Source organism: Curtobacterium sp. MCBD17_023 (assembly GCF_003224415.1).
In the GTDB taxonomy this organism is placed as follows: domain Bacteria; phylum Actinomycetota; class Actinomycetes; order Actinomycetales; family Microbacteriaceae; genus Curtobacterium.
In genome coordinates, this window is the sequence record NZ_QKLJ01000006.1 from 39,565 (window position 1) to 54,350 (window position 14,786).

The window sequence follows — 14,786 nt, forward strand, 5'->3', positions numbered from 1 at the left end:
CCGGTGTCGCCGTGGTCGTCGACCCTGTCACCTGGGCGCCGAAGCGGAGAATCGCGCCGTCACGGTCAGGTCTAGCACCGGGCGGCGCAACCGAACTCGGGCCGAGTGCCACCGGTCGACCCGAGCTGGTGCGGAATCAGCCCCTGACGTCGGGTTCGTGGGGCTTGGTGCTGCGTCCTCGCTGCGCCTGAGCGGTCGCGATCGTCAAGGCCGCGACCGTCAGGTACAGCACGATGCTGGGGAGCATCGCGGGCAGTGCGCCGGAAACGTCAGCGAGGTGTCCGACCACGAGCGCCGCGACCCCGCTCACCAGGGCCCCCAGCAGCGACACGACCGAACTGGCACCGGCGCGGCGCGAGTCGTCCACGACCGCGTGCAGCTCGGACCTGCAGTACACGCTCACCGCGATCTGCAGCATGACGTGCACCCCGAAGAACCCGGCGATGAGTGGTACCTGGTCGCTTGCGGCGAACCCCACGACCGACACGATGTTGCCCGTGACGCACGCCAAGAGCGCCCGCGTTCCCACTCGACGGTGCCCCAGCAGCTGGCCTCCCAGCAGGCCGGCGACCTTCATCACGGCGAAGCCGACGAAGACTGCTGAGACGTCCGTCGCACCCAGTCTTAGCTGCCAGAGCAGGAGAGGACCGACCAGCGCTGCATCAGCCGTGACCGCGAGCCAGGCCCGAGGGTGGCGCCCGATCTGGACCAAACCGCTGGCGTAGGCGGCAAGCGGCTCGACATGGCGTGAGGCGGGAGTCGACGTCCGGGGTCGTCCGACGAGGAAGACCACGGCGGCGACGGCGATCCAGAGCGCGCCGAGTCCCCAGATGAGTCTGGGGGCCACCGTGTACCCGAAGAGTCCCAGTGCCCCGCCTGTCAAGGAAGTGGCTGCTCCGAGCGCCACCGAGAAGCCCATCACCCGTCGTCGTTCGTGTGCTTCGACAGGTCCGAGCCGGTTCAGCACGTAGGCCACCGAGGTACCGCTCATGGCGGCCGCGCCGATCCCGGCCAGGCCCTCGCCGACGAAGTCGCCGACCGGACCGAGCGCGAGGAAGAAGAGGGTCAGCCCGACGAGACGGATCGCGTTGCCGACCTGGATCGCCGCCCAGTGGGACCGTCGATCGAAGACGACGGCAGAGGGGAGCTCTGCGACCGCGAGCGAGATGTTGAACGTCGCAGTCAGTGCTCCGATCACGGCGACGGAGTAGCCCAGTCCGCGGAAGTAGAAGGTGTCCAGGACGCTGAAGCATCCGATGCCGATCCCGCTGCAGCCCAGGAAGAGCCAGATCCCGACGCCGGTCCGTTTCATGGCGTTCACATGAACAACGGGCCGCGGTACCCGATGGTGCCCTCGTGCCCGCTCACCCGCTCCCAGTCGCCGAACCGGCGGAGGTTCGGGAAGTAGAGGTCGTCGAGCGGGAGGATCCGATCGCTGATCACTCGGACCACGGAGTGGCTCGGGTGATCAGCGAGGACCGCACGGGCGAACCGCAGACCGTGTCGGGCGGCGTGCTCGATGAGGGCGTCGAGGACCGACTCCGTGCCGAGGGAACCGAGCCCGCTTCCCCAGAGCGCGATCTCCTGAGCGAGTTCGGGCTGCCCGAAGAAGGCGGGGAACTGCTCCTGCGCTTGCCCGGACCACCAGAGGCTCCGCATGTCGGTGTCGGACGGGGCGACATCCACGCCTGTCATGAGGGACCGCCACATCTGGAGCGCTTCGAGCACGCTCTTGCGCAGTGCTGCGGTCGAGGAGACGGCAACACCCATCCCACGTGCGGCCATCGGGCGTGCCGTCCGACCGACCAGTGCGCAGTGTGCAACGGGGAGTGAGAGCGGGTTGGGGATCCATCGGAGCACGACATCGACCTCGTAGTTCCGGTCGAGGACGTCGACCAGTTCCGAGACCGGCGCCGGGTCGGCGGGCACGAGTGGCATCCGCGTCCGTGCAGCGAACCAGAACGCGTCACGCTCCAGGAGCTCGAGGATGCCCTGCAGGGTTGCTTCGGCAACTGTGCCGCCGGCCGCGGCGCCGGTCGTGCTGCTTGCCGTCGGCACTGCGACTCCTGAGGAGGGTGGCGTGTACGGCGCCCGTACCAGGGACTCCGGGAGTGTGACCGGCTCGAGACCGTCGAGCGGCTCGAGCGTCGTGACCTCGATCACCGCCTCCGCGTCGACGGGGATGGTCGCTCCGGTGAAGTTCTTGGCCGCTCGCCACGATGCTTCGGGAACGCGCGGACGGTCTCGAGTCTGCTTCGGCTGGAGCGCCTCGCGATGCAGTACCGCTCGAGCCCCTCGCCGACGCAGCTGGCGAGCGCTTGATCGAGCGTGTCACCCTTCCCGCCGACGGGCGCGTACACCGTGGGCGTCCCGAGGAACATGCCGGTGTCAACGGTGAACAGGCCACACGCCTGGTCGAACGACGGGTTGAGCAGGACGGATGCGAAGCCGAAGAGGCCGCGGTGGCGAGACACGAAGTCCCGGGCCGTGCCTCGCCTCGGGAGTCCGTTCCCGGTTGTGCAATCGTCGGGCTGGTCGACGACGTCTCCAGCCGTCAGGGCCGTCAGGTGGGAGATCGCAGGATCACACCGACCGCAGTCGGGCCATGGGGCGACCAGTGACCAACTCTGCGCGACATCTGCGTTCGTCACGGCCAGGCCGATCCCGCGCGATGCGCTCCCGTGGACGATCGCGTCGAGTTCGTCGGTCCCGATCGTCGTCGGTGGCGACTCTTGTGATTCGAACAGCAGTGCCACTTTCCGGTCGAGGCAGTCGCCGCAGACCTGTGGTGCGTCGAATGGCTGTGCCCAGACCGTTCGGACTTCCGGGTTGGTCGGATGCTGCCGGAGGTGGACCACAGGGGCGGCGTCGGGGAACCTCGGGATGCCTGCCAATTCAGCGTGGATGGTTTCGAGCGAGTTCATCGGTCCTCACGAACGGGAAGAGCCCCGCGGTCCTCCACGGGGCTCTTCTCGGAAGCAATCAGTGAGCGTCGGTCGTCCGAGCCACGGCGCTCGACGCCGGGACCTCGATCGCGACGCCGGGCCCGTAGCCGCCAGCCTGACGGGTGGCCCCCACGTTGCGTTCCGTGGCGCTGAACAGGTTCGAGTTCATGTGCTCTTCCTCTCTTTGGATGAATCCATGGCCCCGATCGAGCCATCGATGGAGGAAACCTACCGACGCACAGAACTGCAGTGCAAAATGTCAGGATTTCAATTGTGAAGCCGGAAGACTGTACGACGAACCATCTGCCGAGCGTGTGACCACGCCGGTGTCGACCGCGTCTCGGCGGACGAGCGCGACGTCCTCGACGAACATCGCGAGGGCGGCGTTCAAGGTCTCCTCGGAGATGCTCCGCCGGGCCGGGAGTCGGTCGAAGACGGTGCGGACGATCACGCTCGAGAGCTCCTGGCGTCCGCCTGCCTCGATCGGCAGGTCCCTGATCCGTCCGACATGCAGGACCGCGCGGTCGGTGAGGAGGAGCTCGATCGCCTCCTTCGTCTCCCGGAGCAGGCCGGTGTCGACCGTGCCGTCGATTCCGACCCAGTCGAAGCGGTCCGCCGGGATCGTCGGGTTCATCGTGGCCGCGACCACCTGTCGTGCGCGCCGGAGCGCGGAGTGCGTACTCACGTTGCGTCCTCCTTCGTTGCCTAGGTGCAGCGACGATACCGAGGGGTGCCCTGCCATGCCGAGTCGCGGCAGCGAGATGAACTGCGGTTGCGCCCGACGCCACCTCCATCACGCGAACGGGTCGTCGTGCAACTCACGAGGTCGAGTCGGCCCCGCCTTCTCTGCCCGTCGGCAGGAACGGAACCGCGCTCAGGACCGGGTCCGGACACCCCGCCACCTCCTGCGCGGGATCTTGGTCCGCACACCGTCCGCGGTCGCTCCGCCTCTTCCCCGCAAGGCAGAGCCCCGGGTGGTCGTGCCAATCTGTCGGTCATGGGGTGGATGAAGCAGTTGCCGACGTGGATCGTCGGAGTCATCATGGCGGTCCTGTTCGCCGCGGTGTGGTTCGCGTTCACGATCGTCACGGCGCCGGAACTCGGCATCGGAGCTCGAGCGCTCGTGTCTGCATTGGTCGGGGCACTGTACGGCGTCGGGATGGGGCTGTGGCTCGGGTGGATGCGACGCGGGTACGGCGGGGTGGCACGACGACCGGACTTCGGCCGGGCCGTGCGCCGTGGCGCCGTTCCGACCGACGTGGACGTGGACGAGTGGCGGCGCGCGGTGGAGCACCATCAGCGGCAGTACCGGCCACTGCGCTGGGCGGCGCCGCTGCTGTACCTGCCGATGACCGCCCTCGCCATCGGGCTCGCGGTCACCGGTCAACCGCTGTTCTGGATCGGTGCGGTCTTCTTCCTCGCCGTGTTCATCGGCACCGCTGTCACCACTCCACGAGTGCTCCGAAAGACGGAGACGATGCTCGCCGAGCTCGACCGACGGAAGAGCGTGCAGCAGACCGTCCGGTGACGGTCGTCGGCTCGGACGCCAACGGCCAGGGGGCGAGTCTCAGCTGAGTCGGAAGAAGAACGACAGCGCTGAGCAGCGACCCCGATCGGGAGAAACGGAGCGAGTGACGGGAATCGAACCCGCGCTACCAGCTTGGGAAGCTGGAGTTCTACCATTGAACTACACTCGCGCATCCCGCCGAACGGGACCACACCAGCCTAGCGGATGATCCGCTGGATGCCAGCCGAGCGCTCCCGCGAGCCGCGGGCGGATCTGATCCGCGCCTCCCGGCCGCCCCTGTCTCTCCGCTGTGAGCCGCCGTCCTCCACGGACACTCCCGGACGCCGTGTGTACCGTCCAGGGGGATCAAGCGCTTGTCAGCACGACCGAACCGAGGAGGAACCGGATGGTCAGGCATCCCCTCATCGACGACGTGGTCGGACCGGCCATCGTGGTGGACTCGAGCGCCCCGGTCGTGTGGCTGACCGAGTCCTTCGACTCGCTGCTGCGTCGTGCGTCCGCCTCCGGTCGCACGGTCGTCCTGCGGACCGGCCCGGAGGCTGCGCTCACCCCCGCCCTCCGGCACGCGCTCGGCACCCACGGTGCCGCATGGGCGGTCCGCGGGTCGGATGGCGAGCTGCGCGACGGTCGCACCGGCGTGCCCGCCGCCGGCATCGAGGACTTCGTCGAGCACGGACCGGAACTGCTCGGCGACCCGTCGCCGGAGCACCGGGAGGCCCGGGGCTCGGTCCGGCAGATCAGCATCGACCTCACGCTCCGCCACCACGACGAGCGGTCGGTGGACATCGGTTCCGCGATCGAGGCACTCTGCGCCGCCGTCGACACCTGCCCGACGCGGTGGGGCACCTCCGAACCGCTCGCCTCGGCCTGGGACCGCTGGGTCGTCACGCAGTACGCGAAGCACGAGTCGCCGGGCATCAGCACCTCCTACGCCGTCGGCGACGGCATCTCCGCCACGATGACAGCGCACCTGACCGACGGGGTCGTCGTCGAGACGATGTCCGCGGTGCTCACGGTGCCCGAGGGCGGTACCGACCCCGGGCTCGCCGGTCGTCTGCTGGACGCCGTGCACCGAGTCGCGAGCGACGTCGAGCCGGTGTTCGGCGTGGTCATGCAGCGCCGCGGGGACGCCGACCACCTGGTCCGCGCGGTCTCGTACGGTGAGCCGGAGCCGCTCGCGGTGATCGTCGGCCCCGAGGCCACCCGATTCCTCGACCGTCGCGGCGAATGGCCGCCCGTCCGCACCACGACCGAGACCTTCGCCGGTGAGGTCGGCGAGGGGCTCGTCGTCCGCTTCGAGGACGGCTGGGTCGCACTCGAGTCGTTCCTCGACCGCATCGACGAGGATCGCTTCCTGCAGCTCGTCGGCGGGGCCCCGCTCGACCCGGCCCACGACGACGGCGCCCTCGGGGCGCACGCCATGCAGCACGGCGGGCAGGGGTCGCAGGGTGCCACGTGAGGTGACCCTGCTCTGTCGTGGCCCGGTCGAGGTCCGCGACGTGGCCGAAGCCCTGCTCCTGCACGACGACTCCTGGGGCGTCCGTGCCCTCGACGACGGCCCGATGACGCAGGTCTGCCGCGACGCGACGCACCCGGTCATCACGGTGCTCGGGGTCCGTCGGGTCGACTCCCTGGACGAGGTCACCCGACTCCTGCCGGACGCCCCGGCGATGTCCGTCCCGCTGTGGTGGGTCGACACCGTCACGCCGCTGGGCGCGGACGGCGAGGCCGGGGTCACCGCGGCCCTCGAGGCATCGCTCGACCTCGATGCGGTGTGCATCGTGCACGGGGACTGATCGGTCCGTCGCTCCTGGTCAGGGGCAGTGGCCGCGGAGCCGCTCGACGGCGTCGCGGAGCGCGGGGACGTCGGTGCGGGCGGTGTTCAGCAGGACGGAGGCGGGGGTGTCGGACGGTCGGCGGGTCAGCTGCTCTCCGAGTGCCGCCAGCCGCGCCCAGGGGATCGTCGGTTCGGTCGCGGTCATCGCTGGCGGCAACTCCCGGACCGAGGACGCGATGTCGACGAGGCGCATCCGGACGGCGTCCGCGACGACCGCCTCGGGCAACGTCGGGTCGTCGGCGTACTCCTGGATCCGCGCGCACGCGGTGACGACGTCGTCCAGCGACCGCTCGACCGCCCTGGTCACAGCGGGACCGTCCGGTCGAGGACGTCGGAGGGCAGGGCATCGGCGGCGAGGACCTCGACCCGCACCCCGAGCAGCTGCTCCGCTTCGTCCTGCATCCGCATGAGGGCGAAGATCCCGGCGGCAGGGGCCAGCTCCACGACGAGGACGACGTCTGCTGCCCACTCGTCCGGGTGGGCTCGCTCCGTGCCGTCGAGCAGCTGCCGCACGCCGACCGCGCCGTGCTGCTGCAGCACTCCGGACAGCTCGTCCCGGTGCCGTGCGACCAGTCGTCGGAGCGGTGCCGGTTCGGCCACGGGCTGCAGGTCGATCGCCGTCCGGAACCCGGCGGCGAGCAGGAGCCGCTGCAGGGCTGCCAGTGAGGGCTCCCGGCGGCCGTTCTCGTACGTGCTGATGACGCTCTGGGTGACACCGGCGCGGGCGGCGAGTTGGACCTGGGTCAGGTCGGCGCGCTGCCGTGCCTCGCGGATGATCGCGGCGGCGGAGAGCGTCATCGGTGACGCACGAGGATGGCGTGGCGGCATGCCGTCACGATACACAGTATTCCGTATTTCGTACGCCTGCAGAGGGACTCGATCAGTTCGAGCGCGACACGTCCGCACGGTGGAAGTTCAACGCCGAACGGGACGGCGTCGGCCCGCGCTGCCCCTGGTACCGCGACTGGTACTCGGCGGACCCGTACGGCTTCTCGGCCGGGCTCGACAGCTGGAAGAAGCAGAGCTGCCCGATCTTCATCCCGGGCCACAGCTTGATGGGCAGGGTCGCGACGTTCGACAACTCCAGGGTCACGTGTCCGGAGAAGCCCGGGTCGATGAAGCCCGCCGTCGAGTGGGTGAGGAGCCCCAGCCGGCCCAGCGAGCTCTTGCCCTCGAGTCGCGCCGCGATGTCGTCCGGCAGCGAGACAACCTCGAAGGTCGACCCGAGCACGAACTCACCCGGGTGCAGGACGAACGCCTCGTCCGGGTCGGTCTCGACCAGACGGGTGAGCTCCGGCTGGTCCTCGGCCGGGTCGATGTGCGGGTACTTGTGGTTGTCGAACAGCCGGAAGTACTTGTCGAGCCGGACGTCGATGCTCGACGGCTGCACGAGCGAGGCGTCGTACGGGTCGAGGCCGATCCGGCCCTGGTCGAGCTGAGCGGCGATGTCGCGGTCGGAGAGCAGCACGCTGGAAGCCTAGTCGTCGGCCCGTGCCCCGTCAGGACTCGAAGGCGTCGAGGACCCAGTCGTCGGTGGGCAGGGTGCGGTCGTGCCAGCGCATCCGGATCGAGCCGTCGTCGACCGCGTGGAAGTCGGGGTGGCCCTCACGGAGCTGGCAGCGGTGCCCGTGCAGCATCCGCGGGCAGCGGTCCTGGTCCGATGCGGTCCCACGACGGCCGACGACCGACCCGACCAGGCGGACGGCGACGCGGCGCAGGCGAGCACGGCCGGTGCGACGGAGGCTCGCGCGCCGGACGACGGGACGCGCGGCGGACGGGGGACGACGCGATGTGCGCACAGGATGCTCCAGCTGTTCGCCATGGATCTGGTGGATACGAGCGGCCGGGGTCTGGGGCTACCGGAACGCTAACCGAGCGCACCTCGGAGTGGGTGGAGTCCGCGCGACTAGGCTGAAGGAGTCCGCTTCAGCACCCAGCCCCCGCGCTGCAGCCACTTCTCGCAGGAGCGCTGATACCCATGACCACCACCACCACCACCACACCCACGGGCTCCCTTGCCCGGGGCCGACGATGAGTTCCTTCACCGACGCGGCCCGTCGCCTCCAGGGCGGCGACGACGACGCCCTGGCGGGTGCGTTCGTCGACGTCCTCCCGGTGGCCGGCGCCGCGCTCTCCACGCTCGGTCGACCCTTCGGCAGCGCCGTGATCGCCGCCTCTGATCCGCGAGCCGCGGAGTCGGACGAACAGCAGGTGCTCCTCGGAGAGGGCCCGGGCTGGTCGGCGCTGCGGAGTGGGGCTCCCGTCCTCGCCTACGACCTGAGCGAGACGACCGACGACGAATGGCCGTCCACCCGTGCGGCCCTGCGGGCGACGGGATGGGCCGGGCTGCTCTCGTTCCCGCTCTCCGTCGGCACCTTCGACATCGGCGCCGTGACGCTGTACCGACTCGAGACCCAGCCGCTCGCACCCGCCGAGCTCTCCGAGGCAAAGCTGCTCGCCGGGCTGGCCGCGCTCCGTGTCCTGTACACGACGACGCGTGACCTCGAAGGCGGCATCGCTACCTCTGCCGTCTCCGTCACACATTCGTCCGGGCGTCACGTGCACCAGGCGACCGGCATGGTGGTCGCCCAGCTGGGCCTCACTCCGGAGAACGCGCTGCTGGTCCTCCGTGCACGCGCGTTCGCGGACGGGCAGCCCCTCCGCGCCATCGCCGAAGCCGTCATCGAGCGGCGCATCGACTTCCGAGACCCACGCACAACCGACCCCGCACGGAAAGAAGACCGCTGATGACGCAGAGCAGAGAGCAACGCCTCGTCGACACGTTCGTCACCCTCGCCGACACCCTCGTCGACGACTACGACGTCATCGAACTGCTCCAGATGCTGGTGGGGAAGGCAGCGGAACTCTTCGACGTCACCGCGGCCGGCATCATGCTCGCGACCCGGACCAACGAACTCGAGTTGGTCGCGTCGACCAGCGAGCGGAGCAACCTCGTCGGCGTCATGCAGCTCGACGCCGGCGAAGGTCCCTGCGTCGAGGCCTACCGCACCGGTCGGGTCGTCACCGTGGGCAGCTCCGCCGAGTTGCGCAGACGGTGGCCCACGTTCGCAGCGGCGTCGGAGCGGTTCGGGTACGCGTCGGTGCACGCCATCCCGCTCCGCCTGCGGGACGAGACGCTCGGCTCGATGAACCTCTACCGCGAGCGGCCGGGTGCGCTGGGCGACGACGACATCGTCGCCGCGCAGGCGCTGACGGACGTCGCGACCATCAGCATCCTGCAGCAGCGCGGACTCGAGCGGGCCACCATCGCGCGCGACCAGCTCCAGCGGGCGCTCGACAGCCGGGTGGTCATCGAGCAGGCGAAGGGGTTCCTCGCGCAGACGCACGAGGTCGACATGGACCAGGCGTTCGGGCTGCTCCGGTCCTACGCGCGGTCCCACCAGGTGCCGCTCGCGGAGACCGCGCGGCAGGTCGTCGAGCGGACCGTCTCGATCTGAGGATGACCGGGGCTGACCATCAGGCGAGCTCGCGCAGGTCGGCCCCGTGCTGGATGACGTCCGCGGCGATGTCACGCAGACCGCGGCCGGTGCGCCCGGCACCGTCCCGGAGGACCCGGAAGGCCTCGTCGATCTGGACGTCCCGCCGGTACGCCAACGCGCCCTTGGCCTGTTCGAGCAGCACCCGGGCCTCCAGGGCGTCCGCGATCTGCTCGTCGAGCGTCCGTTGCGTCCCCTGCGCGCGGTGGCGTGCCAGAGCCGCGGAGGCCGCGTCGGCGAGCAACTGGATCATCACGACCTCCTGGTCGTCGTGTCCCCGGTCGTGGTCCGCGAAGACGCACAGGCACCCGATGGTCGCGGTCCGCAGCCGGATGGGCTCGGCGAAGGTGCCGATCAGTCCGCGGTCGCTCATGGTCTGGACGAAGGTCGGCCATTCCGCGGCCTTCGTGGAGACGTCCGGGACGTCGATCGTCCCGCCGGTCCGGTAGCAGTCCAGACAGGACCCCTCGTTCGTGCCGAGCTGGGCTTCCTCGGCGTCGATGCCCCGCTCGCTCGTCGAGGCGATCACGTGCAGGACGCCGGACCGGTCGGCCAGGACGATCCCCGCCTCGGCGGACCCGGTCCACCGCACGCATGCGTCGACCGCCCGGGTCATGGCGTCGAGGACGTCGAGCGACGGGTCCAGCACGGCGGCGACCGCGCCGAGCACGTGGTCGAACCGGTCCTGGTCGTCGAACTCTGTCGTCGTCACCCGCCCGAGCGTACGGGGGTGGCCCCGGGACGCCGCGCAGCATCCTGCCCTCGCGCGTCCAGACCCGCGCGCCTACGATGGAGGGTCCGCGGACCGCGGACGGAACCGACCCGAGACAGGTATGGCCGTCACGTCACCCCAGCCCCACCCCGACGCCGCAGGTCGTCCGGACACCGCCTCCCGACCGGGAGGCCCGGCACCGGAGACCGCGCCCGTCACCACCCGCACGTCCACCGTCGCGACCGTCCTCGTGATCGCCCTGCCGCTCGTCGTGGCGTGTGCGCTCCTCGGGATGACGATCACCGGGGCGTTCACCGCGAACCAGCAGCTCGTCTCCGCGGGTGACGTCGTGCAGTTCGGTCTCGTCGCCGCCCGTGGTGTGCACGACGGGGTCGCCGCGCTGACCGTCGGTCTGCTCATCGTCGCCGCGTTCGCGCTGCCCGCGCAGAAGGCCGACCACGGGGCGATGTCCTCCGTGCAGCACCGGGCCGCTCGGTGGGCGGCGGTCTCCGGGTCGGTCTGGTTCCTCGCCGCGGTCGCCGGGATCGTCCTGACCGGGGCGAACACCCTCGGCGTCCCGGTGACGAGCCCCGTCTTCGCCCGCAACTTCATGCTCTTCGCATTCCAGGTCGAGATCGGGCAATCGCTCGTCGTCTCCGCCGCGGCCGTGCTCATCGCCACGCTCGTCGCCGCGTTCGCCACCCGGGCCACGACCCTCGCCGTCGCCACGGTCGCCGCGCTGTTCGCCCTGCTGCCGCTCGCGCTCTCCGGCCACGCCGCCGGCTCGCTCGAGCACGCGAATGCCGTCAACTCGCTCGCCGTGCACCTGCTCGGCGTGTGCGTCTGGGCCGGTGGACTCGTCGCCGTCGTGCTCCTGCGTGTCCGGACGAAGGGCGCCACCGGACGGGTCGTCGCGCGGTACTCCACGCTCGCCGGGTGGGCCTTCGCCGCCGTGGCGTTCTCCGGCATCGTCAACGCGCAGCTCCGGCTGACCGGGCCGCTCGACCTCGTCACGACGCCGTACGGCTGGCTCATCACGACGAAGGCGGCGATCCTCGTGCTCCTCGGGATCGCCGGGGTCGTGCAGCGCCGCAAGCTCGTGCCCGGGCTGCTCCGCGCACCGACCGACCGCCGGCTGTTCGTCCGCTTCGCCCTGGCCGAGATCGTGTTCATGGCCGTCGCGATCGGCGTTTCGGTCGCCGTCGCCCGCAGCCAGCCGCCGATCCCGCAGACGCCGGAGACCGGGGCCGACACCCGCTCCGGGCTCATCGGGTACCCGTACCCGCCCGAGCAGACGATGCAGACCTACCTGTCGCACTGGCACATCGACTGGATGTGGCTCGCGCTCGCCTTGGTCGGCGCCGGCTGGTACCTGTGGAGCGTCCGCAAGCTCAAGCAGCGCGGTGACTCCTGGCCGGTCGGCCGGACCATCGCCTGGCTCGTCGGCTGCGCCGTGTTCATCTGGACGACCTCCGGGGGACCGGCCGTCTACGGCATGATCCACTTCTCGTCGCACATGGTGCAGCACATGCTGCTCATGATGTTCGTCCCGCTGCCGCTCGTGCTCGGCGGTCCGGTGCTCCTCGCGCTGCGGACCCTGCCGGTGCGCAACGACGGCTCACGCGGCGCCCGCGAGTGGCTCATGCTCTTCGTGCACTCGCGGTGGATGCAGTTCCTCGCGAAGCCCGCGGTCGCCGGGGTGGTCTTCGCCGGGTCCCTCGTCGTGTTCTACTTCACGCCGGCGTTCGAGTACGCGATGCAGTCCCACGAGTGGCACATCGTGATGATCGTGCACTTCGTCCTGAGCGGGTACCTGTTCTTCTGGGTGTTCGTCGGCATCGACCCGGGCCCCCAGCGCCCGCAGTACCCGATCCTCATCATCGCCCTGCTCGCGACCCTGGCCTTCCACGCGTTCTTCGGCGTCGCGGTGATGACGTCGCAGTCGGTGTACGCGATCGACTGGTTCCACGCCCTCGGACAGACGAACGACGCGGCACTGCTCGACGACCAGCACACCGGCGGCGGCATCGCGTGGGGTGCCTCCGAGCTGCCGATGGTGTTCGTCGTGCTCATCGTCGTGCGCAACTGGGTGCGGTCGGACGAGCGCACCGCCAAGCGGAAGGACCGTCAGGCGGAGCGGGACGGCGACGCCGAGCTCGACGCGTACAACGAGCGCCTGTCGGCGATGCAGCGGCGCGACTGAGCATGTCCACCGGCTCGGGGGCCGACAGCGGCGCCGTCCGGGACGCGTACGGACGGCGCGCAGCCGAGTACACCGAGCAGCTCGGGTCCATGGTGTCGATGCACGCTGCCGACGTCCACCTCGTCACGACGTGGGCGGCGGGGCTCGGCGGCCCCGTGCTCGACGCCGGGTGCGGTCCCGGCCACTGGAGTGGCCACCTCGCCGACCGGGGGCTCGACGTCGTCGGACTGGACCAGGTGCCGGCGTTCGTCGAGCACGCGCGGCGGACCCATCCGTCCGCTCGGTTCCACCTGGGCAGCGTCGACGACGTGCCGACCGAGGACGGGCACTTCGCCGGCGTGCTCGCCTGGTACTCGCTCGTCCACCACGGCCCGGCGGGCATCGGTCGGCCGTTGGCGGAGGCGGCGCGGGTCCTCCGCCCGGGCGGCGGGCTGCTCGTCGGCTTCTTCACCGGCGATCGCGCAGAGCCGTTCGACCACGCGGTGACGACCGCGTACTGCTGGCCGCCCGACGCACTGGCCGACGCGGTCCGCGCCGCGGGCTTCACGGTGCTCGAGGTCCACACCCGGACAGTGGCGACGACGCCAGGTCTCCGCCCGCACGGCGCGCTGCTCGCGGTGCGCTGACCGACGCGACCGGACGCCGGACCGGGCCGGTGCGGAGGGGCGCGGTCGGGCCTCCAGGCCGGTGCGGAGGACCGGCGGGGGACACGCTACCGGCACAGGGACCACCGAGGCGGACCGGCCTGGAGGCGCGGGACGGGCCTCCAGAAGGGTGCAGGAACGCGTCGGCGCGACCGGGAACGAGGAAGGGCCCCGTCGCTGACGCGACGGGGCCCTTCTGCTGGAGCGGGGAGGCTCAGCCCTTCTTGGCGAGCTCGGAGAGCGTCGCGTCGTTCTTGTAGGCCTCGACGGCGTTGTCCTTGGTGACGAGGACCGGGGTCAGCTCGACGGTGGGGACGATCTTCTTGCCGTTGTCGTTGTTCTTGTCCTTCACGGTCTCCGGCTTCTTGCCGTCGGCCAGGTCGGACACCAGGTCGATCGCGGCCTGGGCCTCGTCGGTGGTGTTCTTGTAGATGGTCGAGTACTGCGTGCCCTGCATGATGAGCGGGATCGACGCGGTCTCGGAGTCCTGACCGGTCACGACGGGGTTGTCCTTGCCGGCGGCCTTGGTCGCGGTGAGGATGGCGCGGGCCAGGGTGTCGTTCGGGGAGAGGACGCCGTCGAGCTCGGTGTCACCCGTGTAGTACTGGGCCAGGAGGTCCGTCATGCGCGACTGGGCCTTCTGCGCGAGCCAGCCCTGGGTGGCGACCTTCTGGAAGGTGGTCTGGCCCGAGGTGACCTTCAGCGTGCCGTCGTCGATCTTCGGCTGCAGGACGTCCATCGCACCGTTGAAGAACACGGTGGCGTTGGCGTCGTCCGGCGAACCGGCGAAGATCTCGACGTTGTACGGCTTGTCGCCCTTCTTCTCCTCGAGGCCCTTGAGGAGCGCCTGCGCCTGGAGCTGGCCGACCTTGAAGTTGTTGAACGCGACGTAGTAGTCGACGTTCTCGGTGTTCAGGATGTTGCGGTCCCAGGCGATGACGGTCGCACCGGCGGCCTTGGCGGCCTTCACCTGCGAGCCGAGCTGCGAACCGTCGGCGGCACCGATGATGACGGCCTTGGCACCCTTGGTGACCATGCCGGAGATCTGCGACTGCTGGTCCGGGACCGGGCTGCCGGCGTTGGCGTACTGGATGTCGGCCTTGAAGCCGGCTTCCTCGATCGACTTCTTGAACGCGGCGCCCGCGAGCACCCAGTTCTGCGAGGTCTTCGCCGGGAGGGCGACGCCGATGAGGTCGCCCTTCTTGATGGTCGAGCTGGAGCCGGAGCCCGAACCCGAGTCGGAGCCCTCCGTGTTGCCACGGGCCGAGCAGCCGCTGAGGGCGAGGCCCGCGATGAGCGCCAGGCTGACGCCGGCGACGATCTTCTTGCGCATGTGATTGCTTTCTCTTCGTTGAGGAGGTGGGGCCGGGGCCCCGCTGTGGTGGATGGGTCGTACCGGGTGTCCCGGCAGCCGGTCACC

At 70.3% G+C, this 14,786-nt stretch carries 17 protein-coding genes and 1 tRNA gene; 7 read left to right on the forward strand and 11 right to left on the reverse strand.

Features of this window, described 5'->3' with window-relative positions; translation table 11 throughout:
* Positions 1–136: 136 nt before the first annotated feature.
* The 4 genes from DEI84_RS09575 to DEI84_RS09585 all read right to left on the reverse strand — a co-directional run bounded on the left by DEI84_RS09575 (position 137) and on the right by DEI84_RS09585 (position 3,630).
* Positions 137–1,312 (reverse strand): MFS transporter, encoded by a 1,176-nt coding sequence (locus DEI84_RS09575; RefSeq protein WP_146236343.1) that lies wholly within the window; start codon positions 1,310–1,312, stop codon positions 137–139.
* A gap of 5 nt (positions 1,313–1,317) precedes the next feature.
* Complete coding sequence (locus DEI84_RS09580) at positions 1,318–2,307, reverse strand: YcaO-like family protein (RefSeq protein WP_110890641.1); 990 nt, start codon at positions 2,305–2,307, stop codon at positions 1,318–1,320.
* Between the two features lie 675 nt (positions 2,308–2,982).
* Entirely contained in the window at positions 2,983–3,114 is a 132-nt protein-coding gene (locus tag DEI84_RS15960; RefSeq protein ID WP_258371747.1) for a hypothetical protein, read from the reverse strand.
* Positions 3,115–3,204: 90 nt separating this feature from the next.
* The gene (locus DEI84_RS09585) at positions 3,205–3,630 is read right to left on the reverse strand and encodes a DUF2087 domain-containing protein (protein ID WP_181420406.1); all 426 of its coding nucleotides are present in this window, start codon (positions 3,628–3,630) and stop codon (positions 3,205–3,207) included.
* A 312-nt stretch (positions 3,631–3,942) separates the two neighbouring features.
* On the opposite strand from DEI84_RS09585, the gene DEI84_RS09590 reads away from it, so the two are divergent.
* Positions 3,943–4,473 (forward strand): hypothetical protein, encoded by a 531-nt coding sequence (locus tag DEI84_RS09590; RefSeq protein ID WP_110890643.1) that lies wholly within the window; start codon positions 3,943–3,945, stop codon positions 4,471–4,473.
* A 98-nt stretch (positions 4,474–4,571) separates the two neighbouring features.
* On the opposite strand, the gene DEI84_RS09595 is transcribed toward DEI84_RS09590, so the two are convergent.
* A tRNA-Gly gene (locus DEI84_RS09595) sits at positions 4,572–4,642 on the reverse strand.
* A gap of 216 nt (positions 4,643–4,858) precedes the next feature.
* Here DEI84_RS09595 and DEI84_RS09600 point away from each other — a divergent pair.
* The gene (locus tag DEI84_RS09600) at positions 4,859–5,932 is read left to right on the forward strand and encodes a DUF6177 family protein (protein WP_110890644.1); all 1,074 of its coding nucleotides are present in this window, start codon (positions 4,859–4,861) and stop codon (positions 5,930–5,932) included.
* Position 5,933: 1 nt separating this feature from the next.
* Positions 5,934–6,269 (forward strand): hypothetical protein, encoded by a 336-nt coding sequence (locus tag DEI84_RS09605; protein ID WP_110890645.1) that lies wholly within the window; start codon positions 5,934–5,936, stop codon positions 6,267–6,269.
* 18 nt (positions 6,270–6,287) lie between these two features.
* Here the strand turns inward: DEI84_RS09605 and DEI84_RS09610 are convergent, their stop codons facing one another.
* From DEI84_RS09610 to DEI84_RS09625, 4 genes are read right to left on the reverse strand one after another with little or no spacing between them, the layout of a single operon-like run.
* On the reverse strand, positions 6,288–6,617 hold the full coding sequence (locus tag DEI84_RS09610) for a DUF86 domain-containing protein (protein WP_110890646.1): 330 nt from the start codon (positions 6,615–6,617) through the stop codon (positions 6,288–6,290).
* Complete coding sequence (locus DEI84_RS09615; RefSeq protein ID WP_110890647.1) at positions 6,614–7,138, reverse strand: helix-turn-helix transcriptional regulator; 525 nt, start codon at positions 7,136–7,138, stop codon at positions 6,614–6,616. Before DEI84_RS09615 ends, DEI84_RS09610 begins: the two co-directional genes overlap by 4 nt.
* A gap of 52 nt (positions 7,139–7,190) precedes the next feature.
* Entirely contained in the window at positions 7,191–7,778 is a 588-nt protein-coding gene (dcd, locus tag DEI84_RS09620) for a dCTP deaminase (protein ID WP_110823258.1), read from the reverse strand.
* Positions 7,779–7,809: 31 nt separating this feature from the next.
* A complete protein-coding gene (locus DEI84_RS09625) occupies positions 7,810–8,109 on the reverse strand; it encodes a hypothetical protein (protein ID WP_110890648.1) in 300 nt (99 codons plus the stop codon).
* 232 nt (positions 8,110–8,341) lie between these two features.
* On the opposite strand from DEI84_RS09625, the gene DEI84_RS09630 reads away from it, so the two are divergent.
* Positions 8,342–9,058, forward strand: coding sequence for a GAF and ANTAR domain-containing protein (locus DEI84_RS09630; RefSeq protein WP_110890649.1), 717 nt, complete (start codon positions 8,342–8,344; stop codon positions 9,056–9,058).
* Positions 9,058–9,768, forward strand: coding sequence for a GAF and ANTAR domain-containing protein (locus DEI84_RS09635; protein ID WP_110890650.1), 711 nt, complete (start codon positions 9,058–9,060; stop codon positions 9,766–9,768). Before DEI84_RS09630 ends, DEI84_RS09635 begins: the two co-directional genes overlap by 1 nt.
* Positions 9,769–9,787: 19 nt before the next feature.
* Here DEI84_RS09635 and DEI84_RS09640 read toward each other — a convergent pair whose 3' ends face one another.
* Positions 9,788–10,519, reverse strand: a complete 732-nt coding sequence (locus tag DEI84_RS09640) for a GAF and ANTAR domain-containing protein (protein ID WP_110890651.1) — start codon at positions 10,517–10,519, stop codon at positions 9,788–9,790.
* A 121-nt stretch (positions 10,520–10,640) separates the two neighbouring features.
* Here DEI84_RS09640 and DEI84_RS09645 point away from each other — a divergent pair, with 121 nt between their 5' ends.
* A complete protein-coding gene (locus tag DEI84_RS09645) occupies positions 10,641–12,722 on the forward strand; it encodes a cytochrome c oxidase assembly protein (RefSeq protein WP_110890652.1) in 2,082 nt (693 codons plus the stop codon).
* Between the two features lie 2 nt (positions 12,723–12,724).
* On the forward strand, positions 12,725–13,348 hold the full coding sequence (locus DEI84_RS09650; RefSeq protein WP_110890653.1) for a class I SAM-dependent methyltransferase: 624 nt from the start codon (positions 12,725–12,727) through the stop codon (positions 13,346–13,348).
* Positions 13,349–13,580: 232 nt separating this feature from the next.
* Here the strand turns inward: DEI84_RS09650 and DEI84_RS09655 are convergent, their stop codons facing one another.
* Entirely contained in the window at positions 13,581–14,699 is a 1,119-nt protein-coding gene (locus tag DEI84_RS09655) for a sugar-binding protein (RefSeq protein WP_110823273.1), read from the reverse strand.
* Positions 14,700–14,786: the final 87 nt, after the last annotated feature.